The following is a 2159-nucleotide window of genomic DNA, read 5'->3' on the forward strand; positions in this document are numbered from 1 at the left end:
AACAGTTTTGTGGACGGGATCAAGTCCCACGGGCCAGAACGTTCTACCCCGGCTACTATCAATCTATAAATTGAATAAAAAATAGTCAACCAGATTTCTCTGGCTGACCTTATAATACGATCGGGCCAGATTCTTGAATAACGCTTGGTGATTGGTATGGGGAAAATTGGTTGAGTGAGATTAATATGGTAAAATATTCAAAACTGTATTATTGGGGGGATAGGAAATATGAATAAATATTTTATATCATTTGCTTTTATTTTCTTTGGAATATGTATTGTGTTTAGCGCTATATATATTTCGGAAGCTTTAAAAGAAATTGCTTATAATCAAACAGCCGATACCACAACAAAAACAAACTTAAAACTGCTAAAGAAGAATTCATTTTGATCAAAGATTTTTCAAAATGGATTCTTCTTATTTATCGTAAAATAAGGATTTACGAGGTGTTTTGCTCAAACTTTATTTCAAAGCTACACCAATAGCTTCTACTGGTACTAAAATACAATAACTAGGGTCTCTAATATCAAATTGAGTGACCCAACTAGTACTTTGTGTTTCAATTTCTTACTTATTAATTAACAGTTCCTTTTTCTGTTACGGGCGCCTTCCTAGAATAGGAAAGTGCTTTTTCAATAATAAATTTTAATGAGCATCAAGTATTTGAATTGAAATTATGGTAATATATGTATATCGATGATTGAGGTATATATCCTCTATTAACGATTGAGCTCATATATATAAAAAAGGAAGTGGATTGATGGAATTTTTTGCTCCCATGTATGTTTTTTTCTTTTTCATTTTAGTAGGTTTAATTTTCATACCAGTATTTTTTTATGTAATTTATAATTTTAAGTTAAATTTGATTGGGTTATCTTTTGTTCTATTGTCCATTGTTAGCTATTTGTTCATAGGTAAATATATGATGGATGCTGGTTCTTTTGCGGATGAACATCTTTCAACATTAGGAATAGGCTTCTTTGAATTAACACTATTATCTTACCCTTATATTTTTATTGGATTATCTGTTTTGTTAGGAAAAAAAGAAGAACGTAGTAAAAATTGAACATCAATATTACAATTTCGATGTGTTATGAGATTTACTTTAAAAAAGAAGAGGGTGACTCAAAAGGTTGGTAGAACCTCCTTTGTGTCACCCTTTGTATTTAAATTAGTTTGTTGGAGCATTACATCTATGATATATCGTTTTAGTTGTACCAACGTCTGGTCTAGCAGGTTCTAAATTCCAATTATATTCTTGCCTAGCAAAAGTATAATGGCAGAAATATTGATCTTCAAGACTCGATTGATTATACCAATTTGAATTCCCTGAGTGGACCGCTTTTACTTTATTCCAAGAGTCTGCTGATTTTATTATTTGGTCATTTGTTGTACCAGACCATAAATAGGAATTCGGATATAAACGCAAAGCAATCAGATCATTATCTCTCCATACCCATTGTCCAGTCTGGTAAAAGTAATCTTTATAGTAAGTAGCAGTTGCTTTAATCATTAAATTTGAGTCTTCAGTAATTTCCTGTGTTGATTCTAAATCTAATTGAATAGTTTGTCCATCTAGAATCTCTGCATCTACTACTTTTAAATCTGGGTTATCTGAGACTGGAGAATTTATAACTCCTACTGATGTGCCTTCCGCATCGTAAATTAATGCTGCACCATTAGTATTTCCATACTCATCCTCTCCAAGTACTAAATAAAAATCATCATTCATTTCTAGAGGAATATTGATTTTTGAATTTACTTGTGTTGGTTTAATTGTGATATTTTGTTCTAAACTATTATCAACTTTTTCAGTTTTGGATAGTAGAACCTCACTATTAAATAGGCTGAAAGCTTGAAAAGCCGTTGTATTGACAGTTGGTTCTCCAAAACTAATTTCTAATCCAGCTTCAGTGTTGATTGTTGAATAAATACTTTTTTCTGCTGCCAGAGGGGCTGGTTGAATTGCAGAAAAAGCTATTAACGAAGCTAAGCTTACCGTGGCAATTCTTTTAAAGTTGATTTTCATGATACATCTCTCCCTCTATAAATGTTGATATATCAACGGTTTGACCCGTTTTATCTAATAGAAAAAATATTTTTTAAAGAATAATATTTTAGTATTTTACAATACTTCAATTCATTTACAGTTTGAGGAT

Annotated in this window: 3 protein-coding genes; 2 read left to right on the forward strand and 1 reads right to left on the reverse strand. The window is 31.2% G+C overall.

Annotated elements, in window-relative coordinates:
- The first annotated feature begins 228 nt into the window (after positions 1-228).
- Positions 229-390 (forward strand): hypothetical protein, encoded by a 162-nt coding sequence (locus EKG35_RS21120; protein ID WP_185807852.1) that lies wholly within the window; start codon positions 229-231, stop codon positions 388-390.
- A gap of 370 nt (positions 391-760) precedes the next feature.
- Positions 761-1066, forward strand: a complete 306-nt coding sequence (locus EKG35_RS20495; RefSeq protein ID WP_126296399.1) for a hypothetical protein — start codon at positions 761-763, stop codon at positions 1064-1066.
- A gap of 105 nt (positions 1067-1171) precedes the next feature.
- Here the strand turns inward: EKG35_RS20495 and EKG35_RS20500 are convergent, their stop codons facing one another.
- Positions 1172-2029 carry a DUF2599 domain-containing protein gene (locus tag EKG35_RS20500; protein WP_126296400.1) on the reverse strand — a complete coding sequence of 286 codons (858 nt, stop codon included), beginning with the start codon at positions 2027-2029 and terminating at the stop codon, positions 1172-1174.
- Between the last annotated feature and the right edge of the window lie 130 nt (positions 2030-2159).

The sequence above is a fragment of the Lysinibacillus telephonicus genome (assembly GCF_003966145.1).
Lineage (GTDB): Bacteria > Bacillota > Bacilli > Bacillales_A > Planococcaceae > Ureibacillus > Ureibacillus telephonicus.

Bases quoted from the DNA above. Each gene is read 5' to 3' on its own strand.
- EKG35_RS21120 (WP_185807852.1), top strand. From the start codon at position 229: ATGAATAAATATTTTATATCATTTGCTTTTATTTTCTTTGGAATATGT.
- EKG35_RS20495 (WP_126296399.1), top strand. From the start codon at position 761: ATGGAATTTTTTGCTCCCATGTATGTTTTTTTCTTTTTCATTTTAGTA.
- EKG35_RS20500 (WP_126296400.1), bottom strand. From the start codon at position 2,029: ATGAAAATCAACTTTAAAAGAATTGCCACGGTAAGCTTAGCTTCGTTA.